This is a genomic window from Actinomycetospora straminea (genome assembly GCF_028737255.1).
GTDB lineage: Bacteria > Actinomycetota > Actinomycetes > Mycobacteriales > Pseudonocardiaceae > Actinomycetospora > Actinomycetospora straminea.
This window is the reverse complement of the sequence record NZ_JAQZAN010000018.1, coordinates 132,340-148,732: the sequence shown is the minus strand read 5'-3', so window position 1 is coordinate 148,732 and position 16,393 is coordinate 132,340. Positions and strand designations below refer to the sequence as shown.

The window sequence follows — 16,393 nt, the reverse complement described above, 5'->3', positions numbered from 1 at the left end:
GACTCGATGCTCATGGCCCGCTTCTGCGCCCGGGTCCGCAAGCACCCCGACCTGCCCTCGATCGCGATGCAGGACGTCTACGCCCACCCGACCGTCGCGCAGCTCGCGAGCGCCCTGGCGCCACCGACCGCTCCCCCCGCCGCCCCGGCCGACCGCACCCAGGCCCTGCTCGCCGAGGTGCTGGCCGGGGCGCTCGAGCGCGACGAGGTCCCGGTCGACGCCCACGTGTTCGACGACCTGGGCGCCGACTCGATGCTCATGGCCCGCTTCTGCGCCCGGGTCCGCAAGCACCCCGACCTGCCCACCGTCGCGATGCAGGACGTCTACGCCCACCCCACCGTCGCCGACCTGGCGCGAGCCCTGGCCGCGTCGAGCCCGGCCACCCCGGAACCCGCGCCCCCCGAGGCCGCGCCGCAGCCGGACCCCGAGCCCGGGCCGGTCGCCACCCCCCGCCCGGGCCGCCTCGCCTACGTGCTCTGCGGTGCCGCGCAGCTGCTCTTCGTCCTCGGCTACACCTACATCGCCGCGACGATCGTCACCTGGTCCTTCGAGTGGCTCGCCCTCGCGCCCGACGAGCTGCACCTCTACCTGCGGTCGGTGGCCGTCGGCTCCTTCGCGTTCGCCGTGCTCTCGATCCTGCCGATCGCGCTCAAGTGGCTGCTCGTCGGGCGGTGGCGGTCCCGCGAGTTCCCGGTCTGGGGCCCGACGTACCTGCGGCTGTGGATCGTCAAGATCCTCGTGCGGTCGAGCCCGCTGGCGCTCTTCGTGGGCACGCCGATCTACCCGTGGTACCTGCGGGCCCTCGGGGCGCGGATCGGCAAGGGGGCCGTGCTGCTCTCCGGGCCCGTGCCGGTCTGTGCCGACCTCCTCTCCGTGGGGGCGGGCGCCCTCGTCCGCAAGGACGTCATGCTGTCCCTCTACCGTGCCCACGACGGTCGGATCCGGACCGGGCCGGTGACGATCGGGCGGAACGCGGTCGTCGGCGAGAACGTGGTGCTCGACATCGACACCGCCGTCGGCGACGACGCGACCCTCGGGCACAGCTCGTCGCTGCACCGCGGGCAGCGCGTGCCCGCCGGGGCGACCTGGCACGGGTCGCCCGCCCGCGAGGCGCCGGGCCCGTACCCGACGGTGCCGGCGATGCGCTGCGGGCCGCTGCGGAAGATCGCCTACTCGGTGGTCTCGCTGACCGTCCTCCTCGCGGTGGCGCTGCCGCTCGCCGTGGGGCTCGCGGCCCTGCTGATCCTCGAGGTCCCGCAGCTGCGCGCGCTCATCGAGCCCGGTGCCGGGGCGCTGACCAGCCGCCTGTTCTGGATCGAGACCCTGCTCGTCTCGGTGATCGTGGTCTTCGGGCTCCTGCTGCTCGGCCTGCTGATCGTCACGACGCTGCCGCGGCTGTTCGCGCTCGGGGTCCGTCCCGACCGCGTCTACGCCCTCTACGGCCTGCACTACTGGTGCCACCGATGGGTCTCCGGCCTGACCAACGTCGCGGCGTTCACCTACCTGTTCGGCGACAGCTCGGCGATCGCCCACTACCTGGCCCGCATCGGCTACGGTATGCGACCGCTGGTGCAGACCGGGTCGAACTTCGGGATGCTGGTCAAGCACGAGTCCCCGTACCTCACGCGGGTCGGCAGCGGGACCGTCGTCGCCGACGGCCTGTCGGTGATGAACGCCGACTACTCAGCCACGTCGTTCCGCGTGTCCACGACGGCGATCGGCGCCCGCAACTTCCTCGGCAACCGGATCCACTACCCGGCCCAGGGCCGCACCGGCGACGACTGCCTCCTCGCGACCAAGGCCATGATCCCGGTCGACGGCCCGGTCCGGGAGGGCGTGGGACTGCTGGGCTCGCCGAGCTTCGAGATCCCCCGCACCGTCGCCCGCGACAGCGCCCTCGACCAGTCCGGCGACGAGCTCGCCCGCGGCCTGCGGCGCAAGAACCGGCACAACGCGACGACGATGGCGCTGTACCTGCTCGTGCGCTGGTGGCTCTTCCTCGCCATGGCGGCCCTCGTCGCGTGCGTCGCCTCGGTGCCGGTGCGGCTCGGGGCGGTCGAGATGCTCGCCGCGCAGCTCTTGATCTTCATCTTCGGCACACTCTTCCTCGTGCTGATCGAGCGGTCCGTGGTGGCGCTGATGTGCCGGGCGCCTGAGGGTCGCTCGATCTACGACCACGCCTTCTGGCGCCACGAGCGGTACTGGAAGGTCGCGCTGCCGGAGTGGGTCGCGATCTTCAACGGCACGCCTTACAAGAACCTCGTCTGGCGGATGCTCGGGGTCCGGATCGGCAAGCGCGTGTTCGACGACGGCGTGAGCCTCACGGAGCGTACGTTCACCACCATCGGCGACGAGTGCACCTTCAACGAGCACACGGTGCTGCAGTGCCACTCGCAGGAGGACGGCGCGTTCAAGTCCGACCACATCGTCATCGGCGCGCGCGCCACGTTCGGCGTCGCCGCCTTCGTCCACTACGGCACCACGATCGGCGACGGCGCCGTCCTCGCCCCCGACACGTTCCTCATGAAGGGCGAGGAGGTCCCGCCCGGCGAGACCTGGGGCGGCAACCCGGCCCGCGAGATGCCCGCCCCGGCGGGTCGACCGTGACGCCGACCGAGCGCCGGATCGCGGCGGTGTGGGCGCCGCTGCTGGGCGTGGACGAGGCCGCGATCGGGCGCGACGACCACTTCTTCGACCGGGGCGGCTCGTCCCTGCAGGCCGTGACCATGGTGCTGCGCCTCGGCAAGGAGGTGTCACTCTCCGAGGTCACGCGCCACCCGGTCCTCGCCGACCTCGCCGCGCTGATCGACGAGCGCCCGGCCCCGTCGACCGGACTGCTCCACGTGCTGTCCGACCCGGGCGAGGGCGGCCGTGCCACGCTCGTCGGGCTGCCGCCCGCGGGCGGTCACGCGGTGAACTTCCGGCCGCTGGCCACGGCGCTGCGCGGCAGCGGGCTCGCGGTGCACGCCGTCGAGCTGCCCGGGCACGACCCCGACGGCAGCGACGACACCGACGGGGCCCTGTTGCCTCTCGACGAGGTCGCCGACCGGGTCGCCGCCGAGACCGCCGACCTGCCCGGGGTCGTCCTCTGGGGGCACTCCGCGGGCGCCGCCACGGCGCTGGCGGTGGCCCGACGGCTCGAGGAGCGGGGCACGCCCGCCCGCCGGGTGGTGATCGGCGCCCAGCTCCTCGGCGACGCCGACGCCCGCCGCCGCGACGCCGCCGAGCTGGCGGCCCGCAGCGACGCCGACCTGCTGGCGAGCAGCGCGGCCCCACCGGACCTCGCCCCCGACCGGGCCGCGCGGGCGGCCGCGGCCTTCCGCCACGACTGCCTGGCCGCCCACGGCTACCTCGTCGGCGCGCTGGAGGACCCACCGGCCGACCGCCTCGCCACCCCGGTGACGGTGGTGCTCGCCGCCGACGACCCGAGCACCGCCGGCCGCGAGGCCCGACACCGCGACTGGGGGCTGTTCGCCCGGCAGGTCGACCTGCACGTCCTCGACGACGGCGGCCACCACTTCCTGCGCACCCGCCCGGCGGCCGCCGCCCGCGTCGTCCGCGCCGCCACCGACCCCGTCCCCTCGCCGTGACGATCCGCCCGGAGGAACCCGCGATGGCCCAGCCCGACCTCGCCGTGCAGCGCCCGCCGGGCCGGCCCCCGCAGGTGGCCGTCGACGTCGGCGGGGACCCGGTCGGCTGGCTCGGCCGTCACCGCGACGCCGTCCGCGCGGCGGTCCTGGCCCACGGCGCGGTCCTGCTGCGCGGGGTCGGGCTGCGCGACGACGTCGACGCCGGCGCCGCCCTGCGCGCCCTCGCCCCCGGCGGGCTGCTGCCCGAGCGGGAGGCGTTCGCGCCGCGCCAGCCCTACCCGAGCGGCGCGTACTCGTCGACGAAGTGGCCGGCGCACCAGCGGATGTGCCTGCACCACGAGCTGAGCTACGGCCTGCAGTTCCCCGGCACGATGATGTTCGCCTGCCTCGTCGCCCCGGCCACCGGCGGCGCGACGGCGATCGCGGACGCCGCGGCGGTGCTCGAGGCCCTGCCCGCCGAGCTCGTCGCGCGCTGCGAGCGGGAGGGCTGGCGTCTCGACCGCTCCTACGGCGACGACATCGGCGCGCCCTGGAGCGAGGCCTTCGGCACCGACGACCCGCGCGCCGTCGAGCACTACTGCCGCACCCACGGCATCGAGTTCGCCTGGCGGGACGACGGCGGGCTGCGGACCCGGCAGCGACGGCTCGCCGTGGCCCGGCACCCGGTGACCGGCGTGCGGTGCTGGTTCAACCAGATCGCCTTCCTCAACGCCCACACCCTCGACGAGGAGATCCGCGCCTTCCTGCTGGAGGTGTTCGGCGAGGAGGGCCTGCCGTTCACCACCCGCTTCGGCGACGGGGAGGAGGTCGGCGCGGACGTCGTCGCCCTGATCAACGAGGTCTACGAGCAGCACACGCTGCGCGAGCCGTGGGAGGCCGGTGACCTGCTGCTCGTCGACAACGTGCGCACCGCCCACGGTCGCGAGCCCTACGTCGGGACGCGCGCGGTGCTCGTCGGCATGGCCGACCCGCTGCACGTCGCGCAGCTCGCTCCGACCCCCGCGGTGGCGTCGTGACCGGCGCCGGCGTGTCGAGGTCCGTGCTCTCCGGACTCGCCGCCGCCGTGCTGGTCCTCGGGGCCGCGTGCTCGTCCACCCCGACCGCCCCGAGCCCGCCGCCCGCGCCCTCCGTCCCGACCACTTCACCCGCCTCGCCCGCGGCACCGGCGGCGCCCGCCGACGACGCCGCGCCCGAGGTGGAGCCCCTCGCGTTCGGGGCGACGCACGCCTTCCCGGACGGCAACACGGTCACCGTGGCCGCGCCGGTCGCGGGTCCGGCGGTGCCCGGGACGCCGTTCCCGCGCAGCGTCGAGGTGACCGTGACCGTCCGCAACGGCACGCCGGCGCCCGAGGACCTGGGCCGGTTCGGGTTCGACGCGACGGTGCCGGGCGAGCCCGAGGACCGGGAGGCCCCGGCGACCGGCGAGGGGCCCGACGGGATCCTCGCGCCCGGCGAGGCACGGACCTTCCCGGTGCGCTTCGCCCTGCCCGACCCCGGGCCCACCGAGGTCACCGTCGAGGTCTCGAAGACCGATCAGACCCCGGCGGGCGAGGACGTCCCGGGCAGCGACGAGGTGCCGGGCGCCTTCGTCGACTTCGCCGGGCCGGTCTGACGCTTCCGGCCGCCCGGGGCAGCGGCCACACTGCCCTGCGATGAGCGGTGTCCCGTGCTTCGCCGAGCTCGACGTCGACGGCCAGGACGCGGCGGCCGGGTTCTCTCCGACGCCCGGGCCACCCTCGCCGACCCCGCGGGCGCGTCGTTCGGGGTGCTCCGGCTCGGCTGAGCGTCCGCACCGCTCCTGATCGGTACCGTCGAGAGGGTGGAGCGGGAGACCGTCAGGCCGGTGCGCTCCCGTCGTCTCCGCTCCTCGCCGTGGTGGTGGCTGCTGCTCGCGGCGCTGCCGTGGGCGTGGTTCCCGCTGCGCGACGGGCTGGGCCTCGTCGGCGACACCCTCGCGATCGTGCTCCCCCTGCTGGCCGGCCTCGCCGCCGTGGCGTCGGTCGCCCTCGGGCGGTGGTGGGGCGTCGTGACCGCGGTGTCGCTGGTGCTGTTCGCCACGGTCGCGGTGGTCGGGCCGTGGACGCCCGAGGACGCCGGGCCGGTGGCGCCCGGCCGGGGCGTCACGGTCGCGAGCGCCAACGTCACGGCTCTGCCCGGCACGGTGCCGGCCCTGCGGGCGGCGGACGCCGAGGTGCTCGTCGTCGTCGAGGACTCCCCGTCGATCGACGCCGCCCTCGACGCCGCCTACCCGTTCCGCGTCTTCGTCGACGGCACCCCCTCGGTGGGGGTGTACAGCCGGGTCCCGGTACGGCTGCTGGAGGCGCAGGGCCCCGACTTCCCGGGGCTGCGCGTGGCGGTCGAGGGCCGGTCGCCGTTCGTGCTCTACGCGATGCACGTGCCCCGCCCCTGGTGGACGGGCAGCGGCAGCTACCAGGCGACGCCGGCCGAGCACCACCGGCTGGTCGAGGAGACGGCCGAGCGCGTGGCCCGCGAGCCCGGCCCGGTCGTCGTCGCCGGTGACCTCAACTCCACCGACCGCGCCCGCGACTACCGCCTGCTCGTCGGCCAGGGCCTCACCGACACCCTGCGCTCCGCCTGGGCCGGACCGACGTCGGTGACGCAGTGGCGGCTGTTCCTCCTGCGCATCGACCACCTGCTCGCCGGGCCCGGCTGGTGCGGCGACGACGCGCAGCGCTTCCCGCTGCCCGGCTCCGACCACGACGGGATCGCGGCCACCGTCGGGCCCTGCGCGAGCCGCTAGGCGGCCGGAAGCTCGACCTCGTCGCCGACGGCGATCGTGCCCGAGGTGAGCACGCGGCAGATGGACCCGCCGCGGTCGTGCAGCGCCGCGCGGGCACCCGGGCCGATGTCGGTGTCCATCACCCGGCACGGCGCCGCGCGGCGGACGACCTCGAGCACGACGTCACCCTCGTCGCCGCGGACCACCAGCCGCGCGCCCGGCGTCGTCGGCACCGCGCCGTGGTCGAGGGTCAGCGTGCGCCGGGTCAGCTCCTCGGGCACGGGCGCGCCGTACGCCGTCGTCGCGGCCGCGAGCTCGTCGCGGCTCTGCACCGACACGTGGCGGTGCCGCGTGCCGTGGTGCCGGTCGCCGACGAGGCCCCGGCCCGCCTCGGCCTCCACGCTGGTCACCGGCACCATCGGCGCCTTCCGCTCGGGCGCGACGTACAGCGCGGCCACCCGGCTCACGAGCTGCCTCCCCTCGACGGTCCACCGGTGTCAGCTCCCGACGGGCGGCGGGCATTCCGGTTTCCCGCGACAGGCCGGCCGGGGAGCCGGTCCCATGGCCCGATCGGACCTCCCGCTGTGACCGAGCCCCGCCGACCGACCCTGCCCGCGGCGGCCGACGCGTACCGGCGCGCCGGTCACTGGCGCGACCGCACCCACCTCGATGACCTGCGCGACGAGCTCGCCCGCGACCCGGACCGCACGGTCCTCGTCGACCGCTCCCGCGGCGCGCGGCGCGTGCTCGCCGTCCGGGACCTCGCCGACGGCGTCGAGCGCCTCGCCGCCGCCCTGCACCCCCACGTCGCGCCCGGCGACCGCCTGGCCTACCGGCTGTCCCACCGGTGGGAGACCGTCGCGCTGTTCCACGCCTGCGGGCGCCTCGGGGCCGTCGCGGTGCCGCTGCCCGCGTCGCTCGGGCCGGCGCAGGTGGAGCAGCGGATCGCGGCGACCGGCGCGGTGCTCGTGGCCGACGACGACGGCGCCGGCGTGCTCGACCTCGACGACCTCCCCGACCACCCCGCCGGCGACCCGCCGCCCCCCGATCGGGAGATCGGCCCCGACGACGTCGCCCTCGTGCTGTTCACCTCGGGCACGACCGGCACCGCGAAGGCCGTCCTGCACACCGCGAACACCCTGCACGCGAGCACGCGCGGCACGCTCGGCGCGCTGGTGTGCGAGGACCCGGGCCCCGACCCGCGTGTCATGACCCCCTCGGTGGCGACGCACGCGATCGGCGTCATGACCAGCGTGCTCAGCCCCCTGCTGCACGACCACGGCGCGGTCCTCGACGACGACGGCTCCCCGCAGGCGGTGCTGCGCGCGGTGCACGAGGAGCAGGTCACGCACCTGCTCGTCGGACCCAGCGGTTACGACGCCCTGCTCGAGGCGCTCGGTCCCGACGGGGCCGGCAGCGCGCCGCCGAGCCTGCGGATGATCGCGCTCGGCGGGGCCCCGCTGTCGCGGGCGATCCTGCGCAAGGCCGACCGGCTGCCCGCGGTGCTGCGCATCCACTGGGGCATGACCGAGGTGCCCGGCGGCGGCGTCTCGGCCGGGCAGGAGGTGCCGGGCACGTCCTGGCACACCATGGGCCACGCCGTCCCCGGCCTCGAGCGGGAGCTGCGGACCGTGCCGGGCGGCGACGAGGGGCTCGGCGAGGTCGCGGTCCGCGGGCCGCAGGTGACGATCGGGCTCCTCGACTCCGCCGACGGGCGCCAGGTCTGGTCCCCACTCGACGACGACGGCTGGTACGCCACCGGCGACATCGCCGAGCGCGACGTCACCGGCGAGCTGGAGTTCGTCGACCGCGACTCCGACGAGATCAAGGGCTCGAGCGGAATGATCATCCCGGGCGCCGAGGTCGAGGACCTCATCGCCACCCACCCCGACGTCGCCGAGGTCGTGCTCGTCGCCCACCACCCCACCCCGCAGCAGGAGGCGCCGGCGGCGGTCGTCGTCCCCGCCGACGGGCGCGACCCGACCCTCGACGACCTCCGGCAGCACCTGCTCGACCAGGGCACCACCGAGTGGTACCTGCCCGATCGCCTCGAGATCGTCGACGCCCTGCCCCGCGACGCCGGCGGCAAGGTCGACAAGAAGGCCCTGCGGGTGCGGATCGACGCCGACTGAGCCGTCCGTCAGCCCTTCTCCACCAGCGGCGCGACCTCGGTGCCGAGCAGCTCGATGGAGTGCAGCAGGTCGGCGTGGCGCAGGCGCGGGTTGGTCATCTGCAGGTTGATGCGCTCGACGCCGCCGAGCTGCTCGGAGACCCGCAGGACCTTGTCCGCCACCGTCTTCGGGTCGCCGACGAAGAACGCCCCGTCCGGCCCGCGCATGGCGTCGAACGCCCGGCGGGTCGGCGGCATCCCGCCCCGCTCCGCGGCGACCGTCGTGAACATCTCCTGCCACCCCGGGTAGAAGGCGTTCGTGGCCTTGGCGACGTCGTCGCCGACGAACCCGAAGCAGTGCAGGCCCACCCGCAGGGCCTCCGGCGGGTGCCCGGCGTGCTCGCCGGCGCGCCGGTAGAGGTCGACGAGCGGCGCGAACTGCCGCGGCTCGCCGCCGATGATCGCGATCATGAGCGGCAGCCCGAGCAGCCCGGCTCGGGCGAACGACTCGGGCGTGCCGCCGACCCCGACCCAGATCGGCAGCCGCTCCTGCGACGGCCGCGGGTAGACGGGCTGGTCGGTCAGCGCCGGGCGGTGCTTCCCCGACCAGGTCACCGTGGGCGACTCGTTGATCTTCAGCAGGAGGTCGAGCTTCTCGGTGAAGAGGTCGTCGTAGTCCTCGAACGCCAGACCGAACAGCGGGAACGCCTCGACGAACGACCCGCGCCCGACGACCAGGTCGACCCGGCCGCGCGAGATGAGGTCGATCGTCGCGAACTCCTGGAACACCCGCACCGGGTCGGCCGCCGACAGCACGGTGACCGCGCTGCGCAGGCGGATGTCCTCGGTGCGCGCCGCGGCCGCCGCGAGGATCACCGGCGGCGCGGCGTCGAAGTACTCGCTGCGGTGGTGCTCGCCGATGCCGTAGGAGTGCAGGCCCACGCGGTCGGCGAGCGCGATCTCGTCGAGGAGGTGCTCGAAGCGCTCCTCGGGCCCGACGACCCGCTCGGTGTCGGGGTCGGTGACGCGGGCGACGAAGCTGTCGACGCCGAGGAGGACGGGCGTGTCGCTCACAGCGTCTTCTGCAGACGCTCGGCCAGCGTGTTGACGAACGCCGTCGGCTCCTTGAGGTCGCCGCCCTCGGCCAGCAGGGCCATGCCGTAGAGCAGGCGCGCGACGTCCGGGTCGGCGTCGCCGGCGCCCTGCTTGTCGCGCAGGCCGCTGACCAGCCCGTGCTTGGGGTTGAGCTCGAGGATCCGCTTGGTCACCGGGGGTTCCTGGCCCATCGCCCGGTACATCTTCTCGAGCATCGGCGACAGGTCGCCGGGGTCGCCGACGAGGCAGGCCGGCGAGCTCGTCAGCCGCGACGACAGGCGGACCTCCTTGACGTCGTCGGCGAGCGTCGTGCCCATCCAGCTCAGGAGGTCGTCGAAGCCCTCGGGGACGTCCTCGTCGCCGAGGTCGACGTCGCCCTTCGCGATCGAGGCCATCGGGGTGCCGTCGAACTCGCTGACGGTGTCGGTCCAGACCTCGTCGACCTGGTCGGTGAGCAGGAGGACCTCGTAGCCCTTGGCCCGGAACGCCTCGATGTGCGGGGAGTTCTCGATGCTGCTGCGGGTGGCGCCGGTGAGGTAGTAGATCGCCTCCTGACCCTCCGGCATCCGCTCCTTGTAGGCCTTGAGGGTGGTGTCCTCGTCGGCGCTGTGGGTCGTCGGGAACGAGCTCGCCGCGAGGATCGCCTCCCGGTTGTCCGGGTCGGTGATCAGGCCCTCCTTGAAGGCCCGGCCCAGCTCGCCCCAGAAGGTGCGGTACTTCTCCGGCTCGTTCTCCTGCAGCGCCTTGACGGTCTGGAGCACCTTGCGGACCAGGCGCTTGCGGATCGCCTGGATCTGGCGGTCCTGCTGGAGGATCTCGCGCGAGACGTTGAGCGAGAGGTCCGCGGCGTCGACGACGCCCTTGACGAAGCGCAGGTACTCGGGGACGAGCGCCTCGCAGTCGTCCATGACGAACACGCGCTTGACGTAGAGCTGCACCCCGCGCCGGGCCTCGCGCATGAACAGGTCCATCGGCGCGTGGCTCGGGAGGAACAGCAGGCCCTGGTACTCGAACGTGCCCTCGCCGGAGAGCCGCATGGTCTCCAGCGGCTCCTGCCAGTCGTGGCTGACGTGGCGGTAGAACTCGGTGAGCTCCTCGTCCGTCACCTCCGAGCGCGGCCGCGCCCAGAGCGCCTGACGGGAGTTGATCGGGTCGCTCTCGCCCTCGTCCCCGTCGGTCACCAGGCGGATGGGCCAGGTGATGAAGTCCGAGTAGCGCTTGACGATGCGTCGGACGACGTCGGGCTTCGCGTAGTCGTGGAGGCTGTCCTCCGCGTCCTCGGCCTTGAGGTGCAGGGTGATCGCGGTGCCCTGCGGGGCGTCCTCGACGGGCTCGAGGGTGTAGGTGCCCTCGCCGGTCGACTCCCAGTGCACGCCCCCGGTGGTGCCGGCCCTGCGCGTCACCATCTCGACGCGGTCGGCGACCATGAAGCTCGAGTAGAAGCCGATGCCGAACTGGCCGATCAGCCCCTCGGCGCTCTCCTCCTGCGACTCGCGGACCTGCGCGAGCATCTCGGCGGTGCCCGACTTCGCGATGGTGCCGATCAGCTCGACGACCTCGTCGCGCGTCATCCCGATGCCGTTGTCGCGGACGGTGAGCGTCCGGGCCTCGGCGTCCTGCGCCAGCTCGATGCGCAGGTCGGACGTGTCGACCTCGAGGTCCTTGTCGCGGTACGACTCGAGGCGCAGCTTGTCGAGCGCGTCGGAGGCGTTGGAGATCAGCTCGCGCAGGAAGACGTCCTTGTCGGAGTAGATCGAGTGGATCATCAACTGGAGCAGCTGACGGGCCTCGGCCTGGAACTCGATCGTCTCGCTCATGCGTCCTCTCCCGCGGTGTGTCCGTGTCCTGCGCCGTCGAGGATATCGACTCGCCGGCGTGCGCCGGATGGCCCAGGCGTACGGCGATCACGCCGGGAGCTCGCTGGGGAGGGCGCGGACGTGCAGGAGGTCGAGACGCCGCTCGACGATCGTGCCCTCCGGCCAGCCGGCCACGTATCCGGCGAGGTCGTCGGCCTCGTCCGTCGAGCAGCAGGCGCAGGGGTCCCAGCCCTGGGCCTGCAGGGAGGACCGGATCGCCTCCACGTACTCCGGGCGGGTCAACGGCACCTCGGCGACACGCGCCGTGGTCGTCGCCCGGTGCGAGTTCAGGCCGGCGAACCCGCGCCCACAGCCGCAGCCCCCGTCGGGGTCGGCCCGGTCCTTCCGGCAGACCTCGCCGACGCGGACGAGCTCGCCCTCCGTCGCCCAGTGGTAGTCGTTCGCGCGTGCGCCCTGGGTCTCGGCCGTCGCCACCAGCACCTTCATCGCGTCTCCCTCGTCCGTGCCGTGGGACGAGGGTTAGCACCGACCACCGACAAGGCCGGTCGCGTCTCAGGCGGATCTCTCGATGCCGCCGATCACAGGTCCAGCGCCGCCCGGAGCGCGCCGTCGATGCGGGCCAGCGTCGTGGCGTCGAGCACGCCGAGACGTTCGCCGACCCACGCGCGGTACAGCCGTGTCAGGTCGCCGGCGTAGGCGACCCGCCCGCCCCCGACGGGGATCGCCAGGACGTCGCCGGGGTCCTGCGTCCGCAGCTCGATGCCGAGGAGCCACGGTCGCGGCGACTCGTTGATGCCGTCGCTCGACAGGAGCACGACCGCGCGGGGGACCTCCGGCGACGACGGGCGGGTGTAGCGACGGAGCTCACCGCGACGCACGGACCTCGTCCTCCGCCGCTGCGAGGTCGGCGTCGTCGGCGGCGGCCTCGCCCGCCGCGTCGCCCCACACCGTGCCGGCGCCCTGACGGACGGCCTCGCGCCGCGCCGCGCGGGAGAGCCACGCCGATGTCGACAGCCCGGCGCGCCGCGCCGAGGCCTCGGCCAGCTCCACCGCGGCCTCGTCGAGCGAGTAGGTGACCTTCCGCGTCGCCATACCTTTCACCGTACTGCCTGCCGAGGCGGAGAGGGTGGCACTCGCCGTGCCGGCCGGGCCGGCGGGCGCGCCCGCACCGCCCACCAGGCCAGCCCCACCGCGGCGCCCACGATCGCCACGCCCAGGGGGACGTGCACCGCCAGCACGCCCGTGGCCCCCACCGCGACCTGCGCCGTCTCGACCACCACCAGGCCCGCCGACACCGCGATCGGCCAGGCCGGCAGCCGCCCCGGGCGCCAGGCCAGCACTGCGACCGGGACCTGGACGAAGGCCACGAGCAGCAGGACGCCGCCGACGGCCTGGTGGACGGCCAGCCCGACCGTCGAGGCCTGCAGGACCGCGCCGGCCGCGACCGGCTGCACGAGGGTCAGGGCCGCGTGCAGCAGCACCACGACCCGGAAGAGCGCCCGGAACGCGCCGCCGTCACCCATGGTCGTGTCCCGCCGCGATGGTCGTCGCCGGCCGCTGACCCGGTCCGACCACCAGGAACTGCAGCATCATGCCGTCGTCCTCGTGGCGCAGCAGGTGGCAGTGGAGCATGTAAGGCACCTCCGGATCGGCGTACGGACCCACGCGCACGAGCGCCCGCACGGTGGTCCCCGGCGCGACGGCGACCGTGTCCTTCCACGCCCGCCCGGCGGCCGGCCCGTCGAGCACCTGCAGGCGGGCGTCGTGGACGTGGATGTTGTGCGGCTGCGTGTGCCGGTTGGTGAACTCCCAGGTCTCGGTCGCGCCGACCGGCACCACCTCGTCGACGCGGGTCGTGTCCATCGCGAGGCCGTTGATCCGGTTGTTCGACAGCACGAACCGCCGCACGGTCGACCCCTCGGCCGGCGCCGCCAGCGGCGCCTCCCGCGACAGCACGGCGGGCACCGCGGGCGAGGGTGACAGCCGCTCGGCGGGGCGGAGCTCGAGGAGGTCGAACGCGTCCGCCCCGCCCGCGGCCGCGGCGACGCCGTTGACCGCGCCGAGGTCGTCGGGCCGCGAGCGCAGCACCGTCCGCCGGCCCGGCGTGCAGTCGACGACGATCTCCGCCCGCTCCCCCGGGGTGAGCAGGACGTCGTCGACCACCCGTGGCGCCGGGAGCAGGCCGCCGTCGGTGCCGACGAGGGTGACCGGCGACCCGACACCGATCCGGTAGCTGCGCGCGGGTGAGGCGTTGAGCACCCGCAGCCGCACCCGGGTGGTCCGCACGTCGAGGTAGGGCGCGACCGTGCCGTTGACCAGCACCGTGTCGCCGAGCAGGCCGACGGCGTTGCGGTGCTGCTCGTCGAACGCGCCGTCGCGGGTGAAGCTGCGGTCGGTGAGCACGACCGGGACGTCGTCGACGCCGTAGCGGTCGGGCAGGGCGACGGGGACGTCGTCGACGACGAGGACCAGGCCGGACAGGCCGCGGTGGACGTGGCGCTCGGTCGCCCCGTGCGGGTGCGGGTGGTACCAGAGCGTCGCTGCGGGCTGGTCGACGCGCCACGACGCCTCCCAGGTCGCGCCGGGGGCGATCGGCTGGTGCGGGCCGCCGTCCATCCGCGCGGGCAGGGTCATGCCGTGCCAGTGGGTGGTCGTGGTCTCGGGCAGGCGGTTGGTGACGCGCACGACGACCTCCTCGCCGCGCCGGACCCGGAGCGTCGGCCCGCCGAAGGGCAGGCCGCCGTAGCCCCAGGTCGGGGTCGCGAGGCCGTCGAGGAACGTCGACGTGCCGGGGGCGGCGGTCAGGGCGAACACCCGACGGCCACCGGCGTCGGTCGACGACGGCGCGAGAGGAGGGATCGCGAGCGGGCGCGCCGGCGGCCGGGACCGGACCGGCGGCGCGCCGGTGGAGCAGCCGGCCGCGGCGAGCCCGGCCACGGCGCCGGCCGCGAGGGTGGCGCCGAGGAAGGAGCGCCGGGACAGGGGGGACACGGGCGAAGCGTCGCCGGGACCGGGGTACCGGGGCGTCGGCCCGGCGACGTGTCCGGCGCGTACGCCTCGGGACGTACGGACCCCGAGGTGCGCTCCGCGCTCGTGAGCAGAAAGAAGTGCTCCAGCACTCCGAAGTGCTCACCTGCGCGGAGCGCACACCCCGGTCTCGTAGGCGATCACCACGAGCGCCGGGCGGTCGCGGGCGTCGAGCTTGGTGAGCAGCCGCCCGACGTGGGTGCGGGCGGTGGCGGTGCTGATGACGAGGCGCGCGGCGATCTCGTCGTTGGTGAGCCCGGCGCCGACCAGCGCGAGGACCTCCCGCTCGCGCGGGGTGAGGACGTCCAGGCGCGCCGCGGACACGTGCGGCTGCGGCCGGCGGGCGAACTCCCCGATGAGGCGGCGGGTGACGGTCGGCGCCAGCAGCGCGTCGCCGCGCGCCACCAGCGCGATGGCGCGCACGAGGTCGGCCGGCTCGGCGTCCTTGAGCAGGAAGCCCGAGGCGCCGGCGCGCAGCGCGCGGTAGACGTACTCGTCGAGGTCGAAGGTGGTCAGCACGAGCACGGCGGTGGCCGCGAGCTCCGGGTCGGCGACGATCGTCTCCAGCGCGGTGAGCCCGTCGACGCCGGGCATGCGCACGTCCATCACCGCGACGTCGGGACGGGTGGCGCGCACGAGGGCGACCGCCTCGTCGCCGTCGGCCGCCTCGCCGACCACGGTGAAGCCGTCCTCGGTCTCGAGCAGGACACGCAGGCCGGCGCGGACGAGCTGCTGGTCGTCGGCCAGTGCCACGGTGGTCACCGGGACACCGCCGGCAGCACCGCCTCGACGACCACCCCGTCCGGTCCGGGCGCCACCGTCGACCGCCCGCCCACCGCGGCGGCGTGCTCGGCGAGCCCCCGCAGGCCGTGCCCCGGCGTCACGGCCTCGACCGGCCCGCCGTCGTCGGCCACCCGGACCCGCACGTCGCCGCCGTCGTGGGCGAGGTCGACGACGACCCGGCGCGCCTGCCGGGCGTGGCGCACGGCGTTGGTGACCGCCTCGCGCACGATCCGGAACGCCGCGCCGTCGACCACCGGGTCGGGGCGTCCCGCGCTCCCCCGGACCTCGACCTCGACGCCCGCCAGCCCCGCGACCCGCGCCACCTCGTCGAGGCGCGCGAGCCCCGGCGCGTCGGCCGGCTCGGACTCCCGCAGCACGTCGAGCGTGGTGCGCAGCTCCGCGAGCGCCGCCCGGCTGGCCTCCTTGATCTCGAGCAGGGCGGCGACGGCCTGCTCGGGGCGGCGGTCGGCGACGTGGGCACCGACGCCGGCCTGCACCGCGATCATCGCGAGGCTGTGCGAGACGACGTCGTGGACCTCGCGGGCCAGGCGCAGGCGTTCCTGCTCCACCCGTCGCCGCGCCTGCTCCTGCGCCTGCTCGGTGGCCGCGGTCTGGGCGCGCCGCAGGCCCCCGACGGCGACGCCGACGGCCACGGTGACGATGATCCACATGAAGCGGTCGCGGTCGGGCGCGTCCACGGCGCCCTCGCGCAGCGAGATCAGGCGGTCGAGGGTGACCCACACCGCGAAGAGCACGACCCCGATCGCCGTCGAGCGCGGCCAGCTCAGCCGGGTCGCGACCGTGTACATCGCGACGGCCACCATCAGCGAGGCCGGCCCGTCGGGGTAGGCCATCCAGTAGTAGGGCGCGACGGTGGCCAGCGTCGAGGCGAGCACGAGCACCGGGGCGCGGCGACGCCAGACGAGCGCCGTCGCGGTGGCCACGATGAGGGCGGCGCCGCCGGGCCACCAGGGACGATCACTCGGCTGCGCGACGAGCACCGTGCCGAGGACCGTCGCGACCGCGAGCGCCGCGGCCAGGGCGACGTCGGCCGCGGGGGGCCGCCAGGACCGGACATCCAGGGTCACCCCGGGCACGCTAGGGGCCGGGGAGGCCGCTGTCGTCAGCGTCTCGACGTACGCGACCCGGGCATCTCCCGGGGTACGGCCGGACGGCGCATCCGGGGACACCTACCATCGACCGCAACCCCTGGTGAGACGAGGAGCGGGAC

General features: G+C 75.0%; 16 protein-coding genes. 6 read left to right on the top strand and 10 right to left on the bottom strand.

The window, feature by feature from the left end; translation table 11 throughout:
- From PH190_RS22735 to PH190_RS22715, 5 genes are all read left to right on the top strand, one after another.
- On the top strand, positions 1 to 2,607 hold a 2,607-nt coding region (locus PH190_RS22735), incomplete at its 5' end, for a Pls/PosA family non-ribosomal peptide synthetase (RefSeq protein ID WP_337993847.1).
- Positions 2,604 to 3,590 carry an alpha/beta fold hydrolase gene (locus tag PH190_RS22730; RefSeq protein WP_274233794.1) on the top strand — a complete coding sequence of 329 codons (987 nt, stop codon included), beginning with the start codon at positions 2,604 to 2,606 and terminating at the stop codon, positions 3,588 to 3,590. The genes PH190_RS22735 and PH190_RS22730, both read left to right, overlap by 4 nt.
- Before the next feature lie 23 nt (positions 3,591 to 3,613).
- A complete protein-coding gene (locus PH190_RS22725) occupies positions 3,614 to 4,606 on the top strand; it encodes a TauD/TfdA family dioxygenase (protein WP_274233793.1) in 993 nt (330 codons plus the stop codon).
- Entirely contained in the window at positions 4,603 to 5,202 is a 600-nt protein-coding gene (locus PH190_RS22720; protein ID WP_274233792.1) for a hypothetical protein, read from the top strand. Before PH190_RS22725 ends, PH190_RS22720 begins: the two co-directional genes overlap by 4 nt.
- 207 nt (positions 5,203 to 5,409) lie before the next feature.
- The gene (locus PH190_RS22715; RefSeq protein ID WP_274233791.1) at positions 5,410 to 6,351 is read left to right on the top strand and encodes an endonuclease/exonuclease/phosphatase family protein; all 942 of its coding nucleotides are present in this window, start codon (positions 5,410 to 5,412) and stop codon (positions 6,349 to 6,351) included.
- On the opposite strand, the gene PH190_RS22710 is transcribed toward PH190_RS22715, so the two are convergent.
- Entirely contained in the window at positions 6,348 to 6,797 is a 450-nt protein-coding gene (locus PH190_RS22710; RefSeq protein WP_274233790.1) for an MOSC domain-containing protein, read from the bottom strand. The two genes, PH190_RS22715 and PH190_RS22710, sit on opposite strands and share 4 nt — an antisense overlap.
- Positions 6,798 to 6,914: 117 nt before the next feature.
- Between PH190_RS22710 and PH190_RS22705 the strand changes: the two genes are divergently transcribed.
- Positions 6,915 to 8,462, top strand: coding sequence for a class I adenylate-forming enzyme family protein (locus PH190_RS22705; protein WP_274233789.1), 1,548 nt, complete (start codon positions 6,915 to 6,917; stop codon positions 8,460 to 8,462).
- 8 nt (positions 8,463 to 8,470) lie between these two features.
- On the opposite strand, the gene PH190_RS22700 is transcribed toward PH190_RS22705, so the two are convergent.
- The 9 genes from PH190_RS22700 to PH190_RS22660 form a co-directional block, all read right to left on the bottom strand.
- The gene (locus PH190_RS22700; RefSeq protein WP_274233788.1) at positions 8,471 to 9,514 is read right to left on the bottom strand and encodes an Atu2307/SP_0267 family LLM class monooxygenase; all 1,044 of its coding nucleotides are present in this window, start codon (positions 9,512 to 9,514) and stop codon (positions 8,471 to 8,473) included.
- A complete protein-coding gene (htpG, locus tag PH190_RS22695; protein WP_274233787.1) occupies positions 9,511 to 11,352 on the bottom strand; it encodes a molecular chaperone HtpG in 1,842 nt (613 codons plus the stop codon). The genes PH190_RS22700 and htpG overlap by 4 nt, the downstream gene beginning before the upstream one ends.
- Before the next feature lie 87 nt (positions 11,353 to 11,439).
- The gene (locus tag PH190_RS22690) at positions 11,440 to 11,838 is read right to left on the bottom strand and encodes a DUF7715 family protein (RefSeq protein WP_274233786.1); all 399 of its coding nucleotides are present in this window, start codon (positions 11,836 to 11,838) and stop codon (positions 11,440 to 11,442) included.
- A 92-nt stretch (positions 11,839 to 11,930) separates the two neighbouring features.
- A complete protein-coding gene (locus PH190_RS22685; protein ID WP_274233785.1) occupies positions 11,931 to 12,230 on the bottom strand; it encodes a hypothetical protein in 300 nt (99 codons plus the stop codon).
- Positions 12,217 to 12,444 (bottom strand): hypothetical protein, encoded by a 228-nt coding sequence (locus tag PH190_RS22680; RefSeq protein ID WP_274233784.1) that lies wholly within the window; start codon positions 12,442 to 12,444, stop codon positions 12,217 to 12,219. Before PH190_RS22680 ends, PH190_RS22685 begins: the two co-directional genes overlap by 14 nt.
- Before the next feature lie 5 nt (positions 12,445 to 12,449).
- Entirely contained in the window at positions 12,450 to 12,875 is a 426-nt protein-coding gene (locus PH190_RS22675; RefSeq protein WP_274233783.1) for a hypothetical protein, read from the bottom strand.
- Complete coding sequence (locus PH190_RS22670; protein WP_274233782.1) at positions 12,868 to 14,343, bottom strand: multicopper oxidase family protein; 1,476 nt, start codon at positions 14,341 to 14,343, stop codon at positions 12,868 to 12,870. The genes PH190_RS22675 and PH190_RS22670 overlap by 8 nt, the downstream gene beginning before the upstream one ends.
- Before the next feature lie 138 nt (positions 14,344 to 14,481).
- Positions 14,482 to 15,141: a response regulator gene (locus PH190_RS22665; protein ID WP_274233781.1), complete on the bottom strand. Its 660-nt coding sequence runs from the start codon at positions 15,139 to 15,141 to the stop codon at positions 14,482 to 14,484.
- Complete coding sequence (locus PH190_RS22660) at positions 15,138 to 16,250, bottom strand: sensor histidine kinase (protein WP_274233780.1); 1,113 nt, start codon at positions 16,248 to 16,250, stop codon at positions 15,138 to 15,140. The genes PH190_RS22665 and PH190_RS22660 overlap by 4 nt, the downstream gene beginning before the upstream one ends.
- Between the last annotated feature and the right edge of the window lie 143 nt (positions 16,251 to 16,393).

Bases quoted from the DNA above. Each gene is read 5' to 3' on its own strand.
- PH190_RS22675 (WP_274233783.1), bottom strand. From the start codon at position 12,875: ATGGGTGACGGCGGCGCGTTCCGGGCGCTCTTCCGGGTCGTGGTGCTG.
- PH190_RS22725 (WP_274233793.1), top strand. From the start codon at position 3,614: ATGGCCCAGCCCGACCTCGCCGTGCAGCGCCCGCCGGGCCGGCCCCCG.
- htpG (WP_274233787.1), bottom strand. From the start codon at position 11,352: ATGAGCGAGACGATCGAGTTCCAGGCCGAGGCCCGTCAGCTGCTCCAG.
- PH190_RS22690 (WP_274233786.1), bottom strand. From the start codon at position 11,838: ATGAAGGTGCTGGTGGCGACGGCCGAGACCCAGGGCGCACGCGCGAAC.
- PH190_RS22680 (WP_274233784.1), bottom strand. From the start codon at position 12,444: ATGGCGACGCGGAAGGTCACCTACTCGCTCGACGAGGCCGCGGTGGAG.